This is a genomic window from Haloferax gibbonsii ATCC 33959, from assembly GCF_000336775.1.
Classification (GTDB): domain Archaea; phylum Halobacteriota; class Halobacteria; order Halobacteriales; family Haloferacaceae; genus Haloferax; species Haloferax gibbonsii.
Map to the genome: position 1 here is coordinate 117602 of NZ_AOLJ01000018.1, position 18186 is coordinate 135787.

Sequence of the window (18186 nt, forward strand, 5' to 3'; positions counted from 1 at the left end):
ACGACTGCGGTCGTGTAGAGGCCCTCACACCGTCGAGCGTTCGAGGATATCGAAGACGTCGACTGCTTTGTACTCCTGGTTGCGCTGTTTTCCGGTTGCTTCGACGATGAGACCGTCTGCTTCCAGCTCCTCGATTGCATTGTACGCCGTCTGTCGGCTGACGTCAAAGCGTGATTCGACCTCGTTCGCGGTGAAGTGTGACACCCTCCCCGGCGTAAACGCCGGGGCTTCCCACGCATGGGGAATGCCAGTTAGTCGTCGTCGATGCTCGACCCTGCCCGGTTCGGCGAACTCGCTGGCTCGGCACCCGTCGAGTCGCTCGTGCCGGAGAGGAGTGGCTCAACCTGATGGAATTCCCGGAGCATGCCAGCGATGGCGATGACAGAAATGAGTGCAAATGGGAATCCAGTGATGATTGCCGACGAGCGGAGCGCGTCGATACCGCCACCGACGATGAGGAGCGACGCGAGCCCTCCCATGAGGGCACCCCAGATGACGCGGTTGACAGTCGAGGGGTGCTGCTTCCCACCTGTCGTGAGCATCCCGAGGGCGAGTGTCGAAGAGTCTGCAGACGTGATGAAGAAGGTGACAACGAGGAACAGAAACACGGCCGAAAGCACGCCACCAAATGGCAACGAGCCGAACAACGGGAAGCCGGAGACGGCAACGCCGTGTTCAGCAACCATCTCGAGCATCGGTGCGATGTTCTGCCGTTCGAAGAAAATAGCACTCCCACCCATCGTGAGGAACCACGGCGTGGTCGCAACGGTTGAGCCCACGAGTGCTGTGGCGACGACTTGCCTGATCGTCCGCCCACGTGAGATCCGGGCCACGAAAAGCCCACCAAATGGTGCCCACGAGAATACCCATGCCCAGTAAAAGACAGTCCAGTTGCCGACCCACTCGCCAGATCCCGTCGCGTTGGTGTACAACGACATCTCGAGGAATCCAACGAAGTAGCGTCCCATCGCCTGGAGCCCAGTATTCATGATGTAGTTGGTTGGCCCCAAAAGGAACGTCATGGCCGTCAGGACGGCGAAGACGCCCATATTGAATCGTGAAATTCGGGCAATACCCTTCTTGACGCCGAGTGCAACCGAGGCGGTGAACGCAACCGTCAGCCCCGTAATTACCAGTACGGTCCCGGTATCACCGATCGAGACGCCGAAGTTGTACGTCAGCCCAGTGAGGAACTGCTCCCCGACGAATCCAAGCGTGGTTGCGATCCCACCAATCGTCGCGAACACCGCCAGTATATCGATTCCCTTCGCTAGAACGCCGTCAAGCTTGTCGACGCCGACGAATGGCGCGATAAGCGTCGACACTCGCATCGGAGCATCCTTCCGGAACGCGTAGTACGCAATCGGGAGTGCGACGATGAGGTACGGAACCCAGTACGAGATCCCCCAATGAAAGAGGGTGTACTGAATTGCCCCGACCGCCGCGGTCGCCGATTGGGATTCGCCCCCGATGAGTGGCGGCACCGTCTGGTAGTGACTCAACGCCTCTGCAGGGCCCCAGAAAACGATCCCTGCTGCAATGCCTGCCGAGAACATCATCGAAAAGTACGACAGCAACCCAAACTCGGGGTCTTCGTCTGGTTTGCCGAGTTTGATTCGTCCCCACGGACCAACCATCAGCCAGAGGCTGAACATGACCATCAGGAACATCGTTCCGATGTAAACCCACATATACTCCGTCCAGAGGAACGTATTGATCTGCCCCATGGCGTTTGCAGATGCAGTCGGGTTGGTGAAGAACACGACAATCGCGAGCAGCGATACCGAGAATCCAATCCCGAAGATGGTGAAGTCAAGTTCGTCGATGAACCGTTTTATTGGTGTGTTATTTTCTACCATTTGTCACGATGTCTTCCGTCATGGCGTCTCAAATTTCGGGTTGAATATGACTCCTGTTTAAGTCAACGCCGGTTCTCGACTGTGCCGGTCTTCCAACGATTCGAGGATATTGACTACGAATTTACAGTAACTCGCCGGAAGGCGTGTCAATCAGAGAATAAGATGGGAGTCTCGGCTGTCTATCACTCGGTGCGAGGTGTGGGGGTCAATTGGGTCATCCTGTCGGCGTCCGCTGTTCAATGGCAACGAGTGAGTCGTCGAGTGCTTCGAGAACGTCGCGAGTGCTTGGTTCGCTCCCCCAGGAGTACCGAGAGGTCGTGGTAGTGAGGCCGACTTTTGCACCGACGACGAGTGATGAGGGTGGTTCGCTCTCGCTGTATCCCTGCGTGTTGAACACGTCGTTGAACGCGTCGCTCCGGGCCCACGACAGCCACGTTGTTTCAGCGTTCTCCCCGAGGAGTGCCAGCACTCGGTCGTCGATCAGCCACTCGACCGCCTGCGTGGCGTTCGTGTTCGTGTCGTCGGGGAGGACGAGTAAGTCGGCGTTGTGGGGTGCGCTCACCGTCTCGATGTCTGGGGGCATCGAGAGGTCGACTTCTTCGGCGACGTACACCGGCGTCACGTCGAGACGCTCGTAGGTTGGCTTCTCAGTGTCTGAATCGTCCGTTTGGAGGGCCAAACACCCAGCGAGTGAACTGAGAGCCGCGATGCCGCACGCACGGAGGGCGGTCCGGCGGGTGCAGTAGGGCATAGCAGTGAGTTAGTCGAGGGGACTGAAAATGTGTTGGAGAGCTAACTATATTCGGTTGGTTCTCGCAGGTGACCGTAGTCGTCTCTCGTCTGGTGGACGAATCGTTCCGTGAGTTCAACAGCACGCCCTCGACTGACTCACACCAGATTGACGATAGGTTCTTGTCACTTGGCGAGAGCCACCACGTATGGACGGCAAACGAGTTCTCGTTACTGGCGGGGCCGGCTTCATCGGCTCGAATCTCGCAAATCATCTTGCGGAGGATAACGACGTCATTGCAATCGACGACCTCTATCTCGGGACGCCCGAGAATCTGGATGATGACGTCGAGTTCCACGACATGACGGTCCTCGACGACGACCTCCCGACCGAGGGCGTCGACGTGGTGTTCCATCTGGCGGCGCTGTCGTCGTACAAGATGCACGAGGAGAACCCGACGAAGGGTGCCCGTGTCAACATCGAAGGCTTCGTCAACACGGTCGAGCAGGCGCGAAAGGACGGCTGTGACACGGTCGTGTACGCGACCACGTCGTCGATCTATGGCTCGCGGACGGAACCGTCGCCCGAGGATATGCCGGTCGAATCGCGGACCGGGTACGAAGCGTCGAAGTTAGGCCGTGAGCGCTACGCGGAGTACTTCCACCATCACTACGACATGCAGCTCGCGGGCATGCGTTTCTTCTCGGTGTACCAGGGCTTCGGCGGTGCAGAAGAACACAAAGGCGAGTTCGCGAATACGGTCGCGCAGTTCACCGACAAAATCGCGAACGGCGAGTCGCCGGAGCTGTTCGGTGATGGGTCCCAAACGCGTGACTTCACGCACGTCGATGATATCGTTCGGGGGATCGAACTCGCGGCTGACGAGCGGCTCCAGGGCATCTACAACCTCGGGACTGCCGAGAGCTACTCGTTCAACGAGATGGTCGAGATGATTAATGAGGTCCTCGGGACGGATGTCGAGCCTGAGTATGTGGAGAACCCCTTCGAGGTGTACGTCCACGACACGAAAGCAGACTACTCGAAGATCCACGAGGCGACCGGGTGGGAACCCCAGGTGTCGTTCGAAGAGGGTGTCGAGCGGGTTTGTCAGCCGTATCTCGACGACTAACAGAGACTTTCGCGGGAGTGTGTTTTAGCGACGCAGTTCCACCAGCGCTTCGTCACACTGTGGGCAAATGAGTCGCTCGACGGTCACGGACGCACAACACGTCTCGTGAGTCACCTGCTCGTATTCGGTCGGTTCGTCACACCGAAGGCAGCGGTCAACCGTTGCGCGGACGCTCCGAAGGAGGGCGGCGATTTCGTCCGGCGGGCGTTCGCTCCACCCGGTATACCGTTCCGAGAGGACCGCTTTCGCCCGAAGGTCTGCGTCAAGCGCAAGCGGTGACGGCCACGCTGCGATAGGGTCGCTGTCATCGGAAAGCGTGTAGCGACCCTGCTGGCTGGTGAACGAACCGTCGGTCGACGGGAGTTCGAGGACGTCGCGTGCGAGCGAAGCCGATGGCGACTGCGGCGGGTCAACCGCGGCCAGCGACGCTTTGAACTCCGGGTCGAGAGCGAAGTCTCCATCCGAGGACTCGCGTAAAAGCCCCTGCGAGAGGAGCCACGCGTCGGTACTCTCGTCGCGTGACGTCAACAGCGGCTGCTTGCCGAACCACGCGAGGAGCCGTGACGGCAGGTAACGCTTTGTTAGTGCCGGCGTGCCCGGAACGAGGTACCCTCGAAAGTACACCGTCGCGAGCGCCCCAGTCAACGCCACAAGGGCCGCGACACCGGACAGCGGTATCAAGGCGACCGCGACGAGTACCGAGAGACCAACGTTCACTACCGTACAGGCCCAACATCGGTTCGATCCAGTGTACTCGTCTCGACGCAGTCGGTCACCGAGGCCGTGCGTGATGTGGGATAGAGACACGGATGTCACCGCTCCTACTCAGCACCAGTTTGTCCGGTCAACACAGACCTCTTCGGCGACGGCTTCACCGCATCCGGAGAGGGCGTCGGCCACGTCGCAGATGATACCGACGAAGCCGACACAGGTCAGACCAGCGATGGGGACTGCGATCCCGGTTAGCCCGCAGATGAACGCACCGGTTGCCGCACAGCCGACGCTACAGGTGAGACCGACGGCGAACCCACAAGCGTAACAGCCGTCGATGTCGACGTCGTCGTCGAGGAGGTCCCACGCGAGGTTCGTCAGGTCACTCCCCGTGGTGAAGCCGTCGTAAATCTCGTCGATAACGGCGTTCGTGTCGACGTTGTTGACGGCCCGCCGAGTCGCATCGGCATCGAGGTTAAGCTCGGTAGACGCCAAGCCATCAGTGTTGTTTGCGGCGGACACCGTCTGTTCACCAGCGCCGGCGTCGAATCGCTCGATACGAGTGGTGAATCCGTCTTTCGTCTTGTGCGTGTAATCAAGAACACTCAGAATGAGCGAATCTGACGTGGCGTCTTCGGCGAGTACGACGGCAGCTTCGGCATTAGGATTCGGGTGCTTGACCGGGTACTCGACGACGTACCGGTGAATCTTCTTGCCGTCCGGCGCATCGTCGGCGGCGATCTCGACTTCGCCGACGGTGACCGACTTGCCGCGAGACACCGTCCCGTCGCGGGACTTCGCCTTCGCTTCGAGGCGGTCGAACTCGGCGGTCTTCGCCAACCGGTTTGCCACTTTCCTCTCATCTTTGCCATCGAGAATGCTGATGTTCTCGGAAGCGACGACGTTCCCAGCGGCGACAGGGGACAACGCGAGCCCCGTTCCAACCGCGCCGGCGCGACGAACGAAACTGCGTCGGTTGAGTCCGCTTGTCTCCTGTTCGTTACTGTCGTGTTCGTTGTCGTTAGCGTGGGTCATCGTGTTACCCAATCGACACCATGGCCGGGGCACCCATTGCTTCATGGACCGTTGGAGAGTCGCATCCACTGCAGTAGCTGCGTACGGGGTGACACAGCGACACAGTAGTTGCACGAATACGTCACGCTCTGCGGAGACGGTGCAGTTCGGAACTGGTGACTGTAATCCAGATTTCAGTCAACAGAAATGTCATGTTCTGTAGGTCAAAACTCGTCGGTGATGCCGTCTCCAGCCACCGAAGAGATAATCGACCTCGTCACCCGCCGGTGGAACGTCTTAGAGTCGCTTTCGGATCGTGCATTATCCAAGCCGGAATTAGAGGCGACACTCGAGGTCTCTCGTTCGACGGTAGATCGGGCAATCGGTGAACTCGAAGCGGCGTCGATGGTCGTCCGCGACCCGTCGAGCGGCTACCAGTTGACGGAGTTCGGTCGGCCGGTGTATCGGCTGTGCAAACGGACTCGACGGTGCCTCGATGCCGTGACTGAAGCATACTCCCTCGGGTCGGCAGTTCCATCGGGCGCGAACGGCGAGCTACCGATGTACGACGGGGCGACACTCGTGTCCACGGAACCGCACGTTCCAGACAAGCCACTGCAGCACCTCCTGGACAGGATGCGCGAGGCGGAGTCACTGCGGGGGTACACCCCGGTCGTGTTACAGCAGTATGTCGAAGTATGCAACGAGCACGCCACGCGCCGAGAGGCCGACGTCGAACTAGTCGTGCCTCCACAGGCACATCAGTGCCTGCGGACGACGTATCCCGACGAGTACCAACGCGCGCTTCGGACCTCACGTGTTCGCCTCCACGAAACGGCGGCCTCGCTGCCGTTCGGACTGCTCGTTTTCGATGAGAGAGCGAATCGGACGTGCGCGCTTGTGTCGTACTCGAAGGCCGGAGCGACGGGCGTGCTGTTCAACGATACGACCTCGGCGATTGGTTGGGCGACGCAGACGTATCGCGAACTCAAGGCAGATTCGACCCCAGTCGACCAGCCGAAGGCGACGCACTGACATCCTCCCCGCACTAACCAACGGAGGGTTCTCCATACTTCTCCGTAACCGTGCGCTCATCCGTCAAACTCCGGTGAAAACAGCTCTTCGACGGAACAATCGAAATAGCGCGCGAGCTTGAACGCGAGTTTGAGCGACGGGTCGTACCGCGAGTGTTCGATGGCGTAGATGGTCTGTCGGCTGACGCCGACCGCAGTCGCCAGCTCCGCTTGAGTGATGCGTTCTTCCGCTCGCTTTACTCGGATGTCGTTTTCCATCGATGTCAGACGCGCTGTCGGAGTTCGGTCGCGCCGAGGACACAGAACACCGTCCCGAGACCTGCGACCGCGAGGAAGGTGACTGCGCTCGGGACCTGCTGGGTACTGAGAGCGTACGACGCGAACAGGCCGACTAGCGACGCGAGCATGACACCCCCGGTCGTACTGAGAGCACGGTCGATGTTTCGCACGTCGCGCTCGTCAACCACGTTGTCGGAGGGCGACTCACCTCGAACGACGTATCCGACGTTCGCGAAGACGGTGATGACCGCAGGAACGACCACTAACTCACCGACCGAGGGAGAAGTGTCCACACCGAAGAACGGCGGCACAACCGCCAGCAGGAGCGCCGGAACGACGAACAGCAAGAAACTGTACGTCGGCGGGAGCCACCGCGACATTTCACTGTCCCCCGCTTCCGAACTCGCTCGACAGGATTCCGGGCAGGTCGGTCAGCCAACTGATGACCGCACAGACGATCATCACGCCGACCGCGGCCATATAGCCCCACACCGTAACCGTGTCGAGCACGAAGTCGATTGCGACGAATCCCGAGAGGATGACAGCGCCGCTGATCGCCGCCGCAACGACGACGAGCAGCGCCGAATACGCACGCACCGGACTGTTTACCATACGAAAAAAGTGTATATTCAACAACATAAATGTAATGGCTACTTTCCATAATGACAAGAAGGTACGTCATCCAGTCGATGACGGTAGCGACCACAGCAGTGACTCTCACCGAGTTCGCAACCCCTGACAACGCAATGCGCGATTCGAACGGGCAGGAGCTGGGCGTCCCGATCGTTCGATTCGCTGTGGTGTCTTGACGTGTTGCTTCAGCTGCTCACCGCACCCCACGTCGGTCCGCAGAGTACGCGTACAGATAGGTACACACGAGAATCGCCGCGCCAAGGCCGACCATATTCTGGAGTAGGTCTGTGACCGTCACGACGAACATGAGCGAAAACACACCGTAACACCCGAGGCCGCCAAAGAGACACATGGTGAAGCGCTTTCGAACCCAGTACAGTTCGTGTTCGCGTTTCTGTGGGAGGCCATCGACCACCGGCCAGTACGACCCCGCGATGAAGCCGACCGCGATTGCACACACGAACAGCAACAACAGGAGATTTTCATTCCCAACCACTAGCTCACCCGGCGTCCAGTGGGTGACTGCACTCACGGCGAGGATCGACGCGCTCCCGACCGTTGGAGATGCGATGGAGGCAATCCCAGCACCCTGGCAGGCGGCCATGAATCGAGTCAGCGGGTCTGGACGAGTGGGACCGTACGATTCGACCGGCATCGTGAGCGAGTCCACTCGCGGCTCGTAGTTGGGTATTACGGCAGGATGGGCAACGTCGATTCTCATCACACTCGTTGTGATCTGTCTCAGTTGGGTCGGAGCCTCAAACTCGTTTCATTCACTCACACTACCCTTGTTCACAGGGAGGCTTTCTCGGGTGCTGCTGCTAGCTGTGGGGGCTGTCTCCGCGGTGGGTGTCGACAGCGTGGCGGCGTGCGGTCGACTATCGACCGTTGATCACACGCCCGTCAGCGCCACCCCATCACAACGTCCGTGATTGCAGTTCTCCCCGAGGAGGCCGTTGGTGTCGCCGCGAGTTCCGAGACCGCGTGTTCAGAGAAGATGACACGTTTGGTGCCGCGGCGTTTCACAATCTTCACACCCTCTTTACCGAGGTCGTCGAGAAAGTCCATGACGCGACTGACGGTTTGGGTGTGGGGCGTTCGGCCTTCCTTCGCGTGGAGGACGGTTCGGATGGTACTCGAGTCAAGTGCGAAGCCTGCGGGGACGCTCGTAGCGTACTCTCTGATGTCTTTGGCGATGAAGCGAGCGCGCTCTTGATTGGCGGTGAGGTTCGACAGCGCCTTCGAGGGAAGTCGGATGAGTTGTTGGAGTGGCGAGAGCTGTGTGTTGGGCTCGTCGTTGGGGGTGTCTTCGGATTCCACAGCGTAGAGTCGCTGTTGGAGATGCTTGCGGTGGTCCGTTGCGGCGTCGAGTTCGGCTTCGAGGGCTTCAACACGGGTTTCGTAGTGGGCGAGTTGGTCGCGTTGGGACGCGATTGTCTCAGCTTGGGCGTCGACAGTCGCTTCGAGTTGTTCGGTGTCAGCTTCGAGTTCGTCAACGCGGTCTTCGAGTTCGTCGATCCGGGCGGCGAGGTCTTCGATGGAGGGCTTGGTCATTCGTGGCCCTCCGTGCGGCGTGGCTGTGCGACGAGACCTTTTTGCGTGGGTGGTGTGTTCGGAGACATGCGGTTGAGTTCCCTTTGACCGCACCGGATCCGTGCTACAACACGGGTCCTTTCTGAGAGGACCAGTAATCCGGTGAGTCGTTAGATCACTCCACGCAATCGATCCACTTCAACCTGTTTACTAATAAGTAAACAAATGATATCTAATAGTGTATATTGTATTATACATCGGTTCGGTTAACACGATAGTGTTGATTGCTCCGGTATGCGCAAACGGGGGGAATGGATGAAGCCGACTGACGACCAGATTCTTGAGATTCTGGGTGATTCTGGTCTTGTACTCTCACCGAGCATAATCGCGTTCAATGCTGGATTTACTCGAACACACGTGAATAATCGGTTGTCAGAGTTCGCAGAAAAAGGGCTTGTGGACCGGGTTGAGAGAGGAAAATACGAGATTAGTGAAATCGGACGTGGCTATCTATCTGGTGATGTCGACGCATCCGAACTGTAGTACCTGAACGCTGCTCCTAGTCTTCTCGCGGATCACTCACGAATTCGAAGAGCCGAGTTGGTTCGTGGACCAATTTCACGTAGCCGCGAGCCTCGAGTACTTCGAGGCGATTATACACACTGTTTCGTGAGTACCCGGTCTCATCGACGAGATAGCCTTTCGTCGCAATTCCCCACGGACGATTGCCATCGCGTCCTCGTTTGAGCACGTCGAGAATCGCTTTGTCTGTCCCAGTAAGGTTTGAGGCGCTCATAGTCGCAACTAGACTGTGATATGGTATAAACCATGGCGTTGTAAATATGCAGTTTGACTGTGCATAATGCATAGTGTTAAGTGGCCCAAGAACAGAGTTGTAACTGAGAAGTACCGGGTTCGCCTTTCGCAGAAAGGCCACGTGCTAGAACACGTGACCGGGTGGCTTCTCAGTCCGAGTAAGCCAATGTCAACTACGAACACCGCGACACAAGAGCGTACCGTATCGCTAGCCGACCACCTAACTAACGCCCTCGCGCGCTCGTTCACCCTTGGTATCGACGCTGAGGGCTTTACACACCACTACTTCCGTCCTGCCGACGCCGTCGTCGTCTTTGAGGGCCGGACCCTCGATCACTACCAGCCACTCGATGGCCGGCCGCTTCGTGAGTGGAGGGCATTCGTCTCCCAGAAGCGTGGCTGGGCTTCGATGGGTCAGCTTGCACACCTCGGGCTCCAGGTGGATTCCGAGCGGAAGGAGACTCGCCGCGCATGAGTGCCCACGAAGAGCTGCAGATGCACCTTACCCAAGCGCTGACGCGGACGACTGAGCCAGAGGTGCAGGCGCACCTGCACGCCGCGTTAGAGTCCTGTCAGGAGTTACCGACGATGCTCGTGGCGTGTCCTGCGTGTGGAGTGGTGGGTCTCCCTGAGCGGATTGAGATACACGACTGTCGACGGGGGGGACTGAAGAATAGTGGGAAAGCCCACTATTTGGTTACCCAATGGAAGAGTGATGGGTGTAGCCGATGTTCCGCTGGTGGGACGTACTGGGCTGCCTCTACAACCCATGCTAGCATACCACATGGACGTACTTTGTTTTTACGGTCACGACGTCGCTCTTGACGTTCCTGGCTGAGTGATTGGTTTCGACACCCAGCTACTGCATTCCGGTACAGACAGGGCCAGCAATACCGAGACGGGAGCACTCGTGAGGAGATGGTATTCAGGGGGTACCGTTTCGAGTGTATCCACGGGCGAGTCGTCGGTTCAGGCGGTGACTTGGGGGTTTGCGGTGTTACCACCGACCGTCGATGGCACGCTTGGTCGGTTCGGTCGGCGGTATCTCTCCCGCGATGCTCGGGTTAACGGATCTGCGACTGAGTCAAGGGTGGTGAAGAAAGAGGTCGAGGTGTACTATGGAACTACCCAGTCATTCGTTCTTCACAGGAACCGGGAATTTGTAGTCGTACGCCATGAGCGTATTCGAACGCCGTAAGTCGTCGAGGAACGTCCGTGCATCGTAGTCACGAAGGCGAATGTACAAACCGGACCCATCCTCGATACCCTTCTGCCTGACCGCATAGTTGTCGTACCCCAGTCGGTCGACTTCTGACTGGAGGTGTTCGACGCACGACTCAGGAAAGCCGTGGGTCGCAAAGGAAACGCGCGGTGCGCCGCTGTCACGGATTGAGCAGTTCCCGTCTCCCCAGTACCAATGTAGGAGTGCTGTCTTGTCGAGGGGGAAGTCCTCCGGGACGATTTTTCGATTGTTCTTTTCGTCCCTGACTTCGTACCACTCCTCGTACATTCGTTGGAGACGTGGTTGCGGTCGTGACGTGACTATCCACGAAGTGTAGTCTTCGTCGGTAAACTGATTCAGCCGAGTGAACGAGTTCGGCTGGGACTCCGGGAAGAACCCATCGGGAAGCTTCTCAATCAGCCGACGTGCGTGTCCTTCCGTCGTCGTCGAGAGTTGGAAGAAACACGCACCATCGTATCGAGAGTGTAAGCACCCGTCACCGAGTAATTCTCCCTGGATAACCGACACCTGAGATGGACTCAGTCCGATATCAGTTGTTTTCGGGAGTGAGATGGGATCGGCACCCGCTTTTTCAAGGTGGAATCGGATTGTGACTGGGGAGGTGTCGTATCGGTCCGCAAGCGTCTGGAGGGAACTCCGACGCTCGTACGCTTCGACCAGCTCGTCCCTTCGGTTCGCCAACTGCGTGTACGCCGGACCACCATTTCGCATTGCGACATCGTGGTCCTGTAGACGGCGGTGAATCGTCGGTGCAGAGACATCGAAGACCTCCGCAATCTCACGGAGCGACTGTCCCGCTTCATAGCGCTCAATGAGTTCGTCAACTCGCTCGTCGAGCCACTCGTACCGCATCCGTCAGGCCCCCACCGAGGACGTTTGGCAGTCATAATTCTGTTCAACAGACTCTTGTCGATCTCTATCTGAGTTGCTCATGCTTCGTCTTGGGCGAAGCACGGGGCGGTGTCTCCAGCACCGTCCTCTCCTTTGAGGCGACCCGTGCTTCTCGAGAGATGCTACGGACGGTGGCTATTTAGAAGTTTTTCTTAGCAAAATGCTTGGCAAACAGTTGGGTTACATGCTTGGTAAATTGCTGAGTATTATGCGTACGGAGTCAGAACTGCGCGCCATACATGGTCAACGAACGCTACGAACCGAACGAACGGGAGGAAGTCGTCCTCGAGTTATTCAAGCAGGGTCGGCGTTCCGGTTCGCCGTGGGGTCGTGTTAATCCGCTGTATCTGCGTGAGCACTCGGATCTGGAGAAAGGTCAGGTCGAGTACGCACTTCGAAATCTGACGAATGCCGGCTGGATTACGCAATTGAATCGAGGCGGGCTGTATGAGTTGGTGGAAGATCCGCGAGAGTAAATCAAACAGACGGTTCTAATCTTCTACAAGAGGATACTCTTTTGACGACGACAGTTGACCCAATGGTATGACGCAACGGTCGAAAAGACGGATACTTCTCTGTTCAGATTATGTTCCACCAAGTGATGGTGGTGTCGAACAAGTAGTACAGAAGCTTGCAGTTCATCTCGTTGACGAAGGATTTGAGGTAGGGATATTCACGCTAGATGATGGTATCCGAGAATTTGATCTACAGAGTCGTCCTGAAATCTCGTTCTATACATCCTCAGCCATCGATTTGACGGATATCATTGGACTTCAAAGTATGTTCTCGGTTCCTGCATTGGCTAAGTTTAGACGTGTTATTCAGGAGTTTCAGCCAGATGTTGTGCATGCACACAATCGGTTCTTCTACACGTCAGTTCTAGCCGCTCTCCACTCACTATATTCAGACTACAAGTTAGTAACCACGCTCCACCTCGGTGATATTGGAATGATCTCTGGTGTTGGTGGCGCTGCAGCAAAAACCTTTGAGCAAACAATTAGTCGGTTCGTCATCTCGCAAAGCGACCAGGTAATCGGCGTTAGCGCTGCTGCAGAGTCAATTGCGCAGTCGTTGGGAGCAAAGCAGACAGCAGTCGTTCGTAATTCTGTTGATGTTGAGGACTTTTCGCCAACACCCACCAACGAAAAGTCTTTGTTGTATATTGGACGTCTGGTACGGAACAATGGTATTCAAGACTTGCTGACTGCTCTCCCAGGAATTCTTGATGCACACCCAGACGCTGTCGTGCATATAGTTGGTAGTGGCCCACTAGAGGAAGACGTTCGCGAATTTATTGAGTCGAATGGAATCTCTGATTCGGTTACCATCCACGGTTATGTCGAGGACATCTCTGAGATGTATAATCGTGCGAGCGTGTTCTGTAGACCTTCGTATTCCGAAGGTCTTCCATTGACTATGCTCGAGTCAATGGCATCTGGCGTACCTCCTGTTGTTACGGGAATTGCAGGAGTGCCAGAAGTTGTTGAAGACAACAAAACAGGTGTTCTCTTAAACCCAGGCGAACCGAAGGCTATTGAACAGAATATCAATGACTTATTTAACTGTCCAAAACGTCGAGAACGTCTCTCGAAAACTGCTCGTAAGTATGTTTCAGAGAACCTCACCTGGGAACAACGGACAAAAAGAGTGATGAATGTATACGATCTGGTATCTGGTAATGAATAGTCGAATATTGACTCCACGGTTACAATGTTCCATCTACTCAACGAGTGGTGTTAATGTATGAAAATCGCACATGTTTACGATGAACACTACCGTGTTAGTCCAGAGAAAGGGTCTGTCGCAAAAGTCATCTACAACTTAGCGACTACGCAGTCTCAGCTTGGTCATGACGTTACTGTAATTGAACGGAAGTGGTCGGGTCTTCCCAAGAATGAACAAAGAGAAGGAGTTAAATTTAAAAGGTTCTCTCTTTCCATTGGATCAGATACTGAGGGTGAAGAGATTCCATATAACCAAATAAAAAGCGCAATTGGCGTTTCAAAATTAGTGGCGGATCGGTTTGAACTTGCTCTAAAACTCAGAAGCCACTTTGGGAGAACAGATTATGATGTAATTCATTTCCACGTTCCATTCACAGCAAATATCCTTGTTCATATTTGTCCACAACTTCGAGATAAGATAGTTTATACAGCACACGTTGGTGAGGAAGATGTTAGATTCGGACTCTCTAAACAAGGACTCATTTCACGAGCTCTTGCAATGTTTTCGCCAGATCTTCATCTTATGAGACGAACCGCCGCCTCAAGTGTGTTAAATAAACGATTAGCAGCTCAGCTTCCTCTAGAGCAAATTGAAACGATCCCCAATGGCGTTGATATTTCAGAATACTCTCCAGAGAATTCTGACCTTGTTGATTTGAATGACCGATTTGGGATTGAATCACCATTTGCCCTCTTTGTTGGGACTCTTACACCTCGCAAAGGACCGGACGTTCTACTTGACGCTGTTTCAATCCTTGATCAGAAATATAACGTCAATCAGTTCAGCATTGTCATCGCTGGGAACCCAAATATCGAAGAGGACTTCTCAGCTCAGTTGAAGGAGCAAGCAGAAGCGCAAGATGTAACTGTTCACTTTCCAGGTTTCATTGAGTTAGAGGAATTAAAGGCGCTATACGCTAACTGCGAATTGTTTGCGTTACCCTCACATGAAGAGGGTTGGGGAATGGTGATCACAGAGGCCATGTCATCCGAGTCTCCTATTATCGCCACTAATGTCTCTGGAATACCTGAACAGGTAGTCGATGGGGAAAACGGCTTTCTTATTGAACCAGATAATAGCGAACAGCTCGCAGAGAAATTACAGGTGTTAATTGATGATCCAGACCTCCGAGAAGAAATGGGAAGTGTCAGCAGGTCATTCGCAGTAGAAAAATTCAGTTGGGAGTCTGTTTCAGAGAAGTACTTATCTATGTATAAATCAACCTCGCAATAATGAATTATAGTGTTCCACCAATTCTTCGCAAATAATGTCCCATGAAAGCTCTGATTCTACCTTTTCGTTGATTTTCCGCTCCATTTGTTGTTTTTTCTCTGGGTATTTAATCACATCTAGTATTGAACTTGCTAGTGCATCGGAATCATTTGGCGGAACCACATATCCTGTCTCACCGTTATCTACTACTTCTGGGAGCCCTCCTACATCTGTCACAACAACAGGAGTTCTGTACTCGTAAGCAATTGTTAAAACCCCACTCTGAGATCCACTCTTATAAGGCAAAACCACAACATCAGCTTGACGGAATAACTGTCCGACTTGGTTGTCTGGGATAAATTCGTCGTAGATTCTAACAGAGTCTAAAGAAACGACCTCATCTGAGAGGTATTTTTCAATGTCACCACCTCCAGCGATTGTTACGGTAGCTCGTGGACAATTCTCCATGATAGCTGGGATTGCTTCCCCAAAGACATCAATTCCCTTATAGTCTGCAATGAGTCCAAAGAACAAAATATTTAATTCATTTTTGTCTTTATCCTGTCTACTGTCAAATTGTCTATAATATCGGTATGTCCCATGGTCAAGAGCCTTGATTTTATCCTCAGGAATCTTTTTTGACATTAGTACAGACTTTAGATATTCACCGTGCACAATGATGGAGTCGGCCACTGATCGCATATGGTGTTTTGACCAAGTGTACAGCTGAGTGCGATCATAAAATGTAACATCGTTTGTTTCTTCTGGTTCATGGTCTGTGAAAACTAGTGAATAGGATGTCAAAAACGGAAGAACAGGATTTAGCCAAAAGAAACCCTGCGTGATGTGAATCACGTCGGGGTCAATAGTCTTAATTTCTTTTAATAATCTATAATACGTTAATGGACTCAGACTTCTTAATAATGTTTCTTTGTTAGAAGATATTCCTACAGTTGAGATACTAATATCCTCGTTAAAGTAGTTCTCGTCAACGTTTCGCTCAGCTACTAATGCATCAACTTCATTTCCCAATTTGAGTAGTGAATTTGCGATTTCAGCTGCATATAGCGGCGTACCAGATAGGTGTATCAACAACACATGCATACCTATTGCAGTCATTGTCTACTATAAAGAGGCTTCCGGACATTAGCCTCTATTTTGAAAACCGTTATACTGAGTGGGTTTAGTTACTCAAATATCGTTGATTATATTGCTGCCTGTTTCTTTATTAGGCTACTACAATGACTACAGACATGAACTCAAGGATAACTGCCCCTCATGTTGTCGCGGTGGTATTAAACTGGAATAACTATGAAGATACTCGCCGATGCTTAGAATCCTTGCTGGGACAGAATTATTCGAATCTAGATGTCATTCTCGTCGATAATTCATCAACGGATAACTCAGGAGAACGTCTAGAACGTGAGTTTGAGAATGTAACCATTAAATATTCTGACAGTAATCAGGGTTTTGCCGGGGGTATGAATTTCGGTATTCAAACTGCAATCAGTGATTCAGCCGACTATATATGGTTGCTGAATAATGACGTCCACCTCCCAAGAAATACACTAAAAAACCTAATACCATTACTTGAATCAGATTCAAATATTGGAATATTATCACCAACAATTCAAACAGACTCGGCAGATCTTTGGTTCTTACAGGGTGTAGTTGACTGGGACCTGTGTCGTGTTGACCATTCCCGACCTGATAGAGCAATTAATTCCTTACCGGACCTTCTTCCAAATCAATACATTCCAATGTGTGCTTCTTTGATCAGATCTGAAGTTTTTGAGGATGTTGGTCTTTTGCCAGAAGAATATTTCATGTACTTTGAGGATGTGGAATTCTGTACAGAGGTGAAAGAAGCAGGTTATGAATTATATACCTCAACAAACACCAAAATCACACATATTGGGTCTGCTAGTTCAGATGGAGATCTTAGTCCTCTACCAACGTACTACAACTTTCGAAATAGAATCCTCTTAGCTAGAAAATACTCTGATAAAGTGAGTTCCGCGTTTTGGCTTTATTATCTAGTCAGTATACTATATGGTATCACGCGAAGACTGTACAACAGGGAGTTTAAATCAGCCGCGCCATTGTTTCTCGGAGTAACGGATGGAGTTAAAAATTCAGAAGGTCGCGGACCGTATCCAAAATGAACTTATTACAACTCACACAAACAACGATCTACCCACCCGAACAAGGTGGTGAACACCGCTCACACGGCTTGACTCTCGCATTCCAGCAGGAAAACCATCAAACAATTCGATACTGCGTTGGTGGCCTATTGAGTAACCACTCAATGTCGGGGGTCACGCGAGAATTGGATATCAATAAGAGGTATACAGAGATACGCCCACTAAACCCGATATATGACTTGCCGAGTATCCCTGCAACTTTATTCGATGTTCCAGGAACATTGGCTAAACAGGTTCTTCTGTTTTATCAGGCTCCAGAATTAAAATCATTGATTAAATGGTCAGACATAATACTTGCCGAGGGGCCACATCTCTCATCAGCTATCAGCCATTTGACTAGCGACTCTCCTGTAATATATTCAAGCCACAATGTCGAGATAGATCGATGGAGAGACGTCTCAGATTCGTCTGTGGATGAATACTTCTTTGAGAGACTTGTGAAAAATGAGCGAGATGCGGTTGAAAATTGTGATGCAATTATTTGTGTGTCTGAAGCAGACAAGCAACGTTACAACGAACTTTTCTCACCTTCATCTCCAATCATCGTAATACCTAATGGAACATCAAGTGAAAATGTACATAGTGATTTTATTCAGAAGGGTACTGAGCGCTTTCGAGATTACTATGGAATTGACTCGGATGATCGTCTAGTAGTTTTTGTTGGAAGTGATTACGGACCGAATATTAGCGCGGTTGAATTCATAATTCAACTTTCGGAAAAGGCTAAAAATGAAAACGACCCTCTTCATTTTTTAGTTGCAGGAAATGTCTGTAGTCACTTTGATGAACAGCATTCGAATCTGACATTGGCTGGATTTGTTGAGGATATTGATGAACTGTATACGGCAGGGGATATAGCTTTGAACCCAATTACAGAGGGGGCAGGATCTAATATTAAGCTGATTGAATATCTATCAAACTCTGTACCAACCGTTACTACCCCATTTGGATCGAGAGGATTCGAATTGAGTGATGGTAATGAAGTATTCATTAGGAATCTTGACCAGTTTTATGAAACAATTCTTTCTCTTGAAGAGAAGCAGCTTCAGAAAATTAGTAAAAACGGTCGCAAAAAAGTCCGAGAGGTGTATACCTGGAAAAAATTATCTAGCTTACTACTTGAATCTCTGGATGATTTATAATGAGTCAGACTTTTTGTGAGTGTGTGGCAGG

20 protein-coding genes and 1 pseudogene are annotated in these 18186 nt (G+C 52.9%); 9 read left to right on the forward strand and 12 right to left on the reverse strand.

Going from position 1 to position 18186, the window contains the following annotated elements:
* Nucleotides 1–24: 24 nt before the first annotated feature.
* The 3 genes and pseudogenes from C454_RS11700 to C454_RS11710 form a co-directional block, all read right to left on the reverse strand.
* A pseudogene (locus C454_RS11700) lies at nt 25–198 on the reverse strand (helix-turn-helix domain-containing protein); the annotation flags it as partial.
* Between the two features lie 53 nt (nt 199–251).
* Nucleotides 252–1859: a BCCT family transporter gene (locus C454_RS11705; RefSeq protein WP_004975836.1), complete on the reverse strand. Its 1608-nt coding sequence runs from the start codon at nt 1857–1859 to the stop codon at nt 252–254.
* 214 nt (nt 1860–2073) lie between these two features.
* Nucleotides 2074–2610: a hypothetical protein gene (locus C454_RS11710; RefSeq protein WP_049905131.1), complete on the reverse strand. Its 537-nt coding sequence runs from the start codon at nt 2608–2610 to the stop codon at nt 2074–2076.
* Nucleotides 2611–2797: 187 nt separating this feature from the next.
* Here C454_RS11710 and C454_RS11715 point away from each other — a divergent pair, with 187 nt between their 5' ends.
* Nucleotides 2798–3718, forward strand: coding sequence for an NAD-dependent epimerase/dehydratase family protein (locus C454_RS11715; RefSeq protein ID WP_004975843.1), 921 nt, complete (start codon nt 2798–2800; stop codon nt 3716–3718).
* A 24-nt stretch (nt 3719–3742) separates the two neighbouring features.
* On the opposite strand, the gene C454_RS11720 is transcribed toward C454_RS11715, so the two are convergent.
* Both C454_RS11720 and C454_RS11725 read right to left on the reverse strand, forming a co-directional pair.
* The gene (locus tag C454_RS11720; protein ID WP_004975845.1) at nt 3743–4435 is read right to left on the reverse strand and encodes a hypothetical protein; all 693 of its coding nucleotides are present in this window, start codon (nt 4433–4435) and stop codon (nt 3743–3745) included.
* Between the two features lie 108 nt (nt 4436–4543).
* Complete coding sequence (locus C454_RS11725; protein ID WP_004975848.1) at nt 4544–5464, reverse strand: halocin C8-like domain-containing protein; 921 nt, start codon at nt 5462–5464, stop codon at nt 4544–4546.
* A 219-nt stretch (nt 5465–5683) separates the two neighbouring features.
* Between C454_RS11725 and C454_RS11730 the strand changes: the two genes are divergently transcribed.
* Nucleotides 5684–6478: a helix-turn-helix transcriptional regulator gene (locus C454_RS11730; protein WP_004975850.1), complete on the forward strand. Its 795-nt coding sequence runs from the start codon at nt 5684–5686 to the stop codon at nt 6476–6478.
* 56 nt (nt 6479–6534) lie between these two features.
* Here C454_RS11730 and C454_RS11735 read toward each other — a convergent pair whose 3' ends face one another.
* The 5 genes from C454_RS11735 to C454_RS11755 form a co-directional block, all read right to left on the reverse strand.
* On the reverse strand, nt 6535–6735 hold the full coding sequence (locus C454_RS11735; RefSeq protein WP_004975852.1) for a helix-turn-helix transcriptional regulator: 201 nt from the start codon (nt 6733–6735) through the stop codon (nt 6535–6537).
* Nucleotides 6736–6740: 5 nt separating this feature from the next.
* Entirely contained in the window at nt 6741–7136 is a 396-nt protein-coding gene (locus C454_RS11740; protein ID WP_004975855.1) for a hypothetical protein, read from the reverse strand.
* Between the two features lies 1 nt (nt 7137).
* Complete coding sequence (locus tag C454_RS11745) at nt 7138–7368, reverse strand: hypothetical protein (protein ID WP_049905132.1); 231 nt, start codon at nt 7366–7368, stop codon at nt 7138–7140.
* Between the two features lie 214 nt (nt 7369–7582).
* Nucleotides 7583–8110 carry a hypothetical protein gene (locus C454_RS11750; protein WP_239639939.1) on the reverse strand — a complete coding sequence of 176 codons (528 nt, stop codon included), beginning with the start codon at nt 8108–8110 and terminating at the stop codon, nt 7583–7585.
* Nucleotides 8111–8292: 182 nt separating this feature from the next.
* On the reverse strand, nt 8293–8943 hold the full coding sequence (locus C454_RS11755; protein ID WP_004975861.1) for a hypothetical protein: 651 nt from the start codon (nt 8941–8943) through the stop codon (nt 8293–8295).
* A gap of 294 nt (nt 8944–9237) precedes the next feature.
* On the opposite strand from C454_RS11755, the gene C454_RS20955 reads away from it, so the two are divergent.
* Together C454_RS20955 and C454_RS11760 are read left to right on the forward strand one after the other, a co-directional pair.
* Nucleotides 9238–9465, forward strand: a complete 228-nt coding sequence (locus tag C454_RS20955; RefSeq protein ID WP_004975863.1) for a hypothetical protein — start codon at nt 9238–9240, stop codon at nt 9463–9465.
* Nucleotides 9466–9904: 439 nt separating this feature from the next.
* A complete protein-coding gene (locus C454_RS11760; RefSeq protein WP_004975870.1) occupies nt 9905–10213 on the forward strand; it encodes a hypothetical protein in 309 nt (102 codons plus the stop codon).
* Between the two features lie 657 nt (nt 10214–10870).
* Here C454_RS11760 and C454_RS11765 read toward each other — a convergent pair.
* Nucleotides 10871–11833 (reverse strand): helix-turn-helix domain-containing protein, encoded by a 963-nt coding sequence (locus C454_RS11765; protein ID WP_004975872.1) that lies wholly within the window; start codon nt 11831–11833, stop codon nt 10871–10873.
* Nucleotides 11834–12111: 278 nt separating this feature from the next.
* Between C454_RS11765 and C454_RS11770 the strand changes: the two genes are divergently transcribed.
* The 3 genes from C454_RS11770 (at nt 12112) to C454_RS19895 (ending at nt 14830) form a co-directional block, all read left to right on the forward strand.
* Complete coding sequence (locus tag C454_RS11770; RefSeq protein WP_049905133.1) at nt 12112–12348, forward strand: hypothetical protein; 237 nt, start codon at nt 12112–12114, stop codon at nt 12346–12348.
* A 67-nt stretch (nt 12349–12415) separates the two neighbouring features.
* A complete protein-coding gene (locus C454_RS19890) occupies nt 12416–13558 on the forward strand; it encodes a glycosyltransferase family 4 protein (RefSeq protein ID WP_081605224.1) in 1143 nt (380 codons plus the stop codon).
* 57 nt (nt 13559–13615) lie between these two features.
* On the forward strand, nt 13616–14830 hold the full coding sequence (locus C454_RS19895) for a glycosyltransferase family 4 protein (RefSeq protein ID WP_081605225.1): 1215 nt from the start codon (nt 13616–13618) through the stop codon (nt 14828–14830).
* Here C454_RS19895 and C454_RS19900 read toward each other — a convergent pair.
* Complete coding sequence (locus C454_RS19900; protein WP_081605226.1) at nt 14816–15928, reverse strand: glycosyltransferase family 4 protein; 1113 nt, start codon at nt 15926–15928, stop codon at nt 14816–14818. The two genes, C454_RS19895 and C454_RS19900, sit on opposite strands and share 15 nt — an antisense overlap.
* Before the next feature lie 122 nt (nt 15929–16050).
* Between C454_RS19900 and C454_RS19905 the strand changes: the two genes are divergently transcribed.
* Nucleotides 16051–16974 (forward strand): glycosyltransferase family 2 protein, encoded by a 924-nt coding sequence (locus C454_RS19905; protein WP_081605227.1) that lies wholly within the window; start codon nt 16051–16053, stop codon nt 16972–16974.
* A gap of 143 nt (nt 16975–17117) precedes the next feature.
* Nucleotides 17118–18155: a glycosyltransferase family 4 protein gene (locus C454_RS19910; protein WP_160163082.1), complete on the forward strand. Its 1038-nt coding sequence runs from the start codon at nt 17118–17120 to the stop codon at nt 18153–18155.
* Nucleotides 18156–18186 lie beyond the last annotated feature (31 nt).